The following is a 230-nucleotide window of genomic DNA, read 5'->3' as shown; positions in this document are numbered from 1 at the left end:
AATGTCGGTAGTCAGCGGGCCGAGGGTGTAGAACGGCGCCTCGTCGCAGCATTCGAGCTGCTTGTCCATGTTTTCTTTGATCAACTGCATCGGCACGTGGCCCGGGCCTTCGATCATGCATTGCACGTCGTGCTTCCAGGCAATCTTGGTCAGCTCGCCGAGGGTTTCCAGTTCGCCGAATTGCGCTTCGTCGTTGGCGTCGGCAATCGAGCCCGGACGCAGGCCATCGC

The 230-nt window shown here is 60.4% G+C and carries 1 protein-coding gene; it reads right to left on the bottom strand.

The window, feature by feature from the left end; translation table 11 throughout:
• On the bottom strand, positions 1-230 hold a 230-nt coding region (locus AAEY83_RS18980; protein ID WP_351061820.1), incomplete at both ends, for a phosphomethylpyrimidine synthase ThiC.

It is taken from the genome of Psychrobacter sp. TB20-MNA-CIBAN-0197 (genome assembly GCF_040309765.1).
Taxonomy (GTDB): Bacteria; Pseudomonadota; Gammaproteobacteria; order Pseudomonadales; family Moraxellaceae; genus Psychrobacter; species Psychrobacter submarinus.
This window is presented reverse-complemented; position numbering and strand designations above follow the sequence as displayed.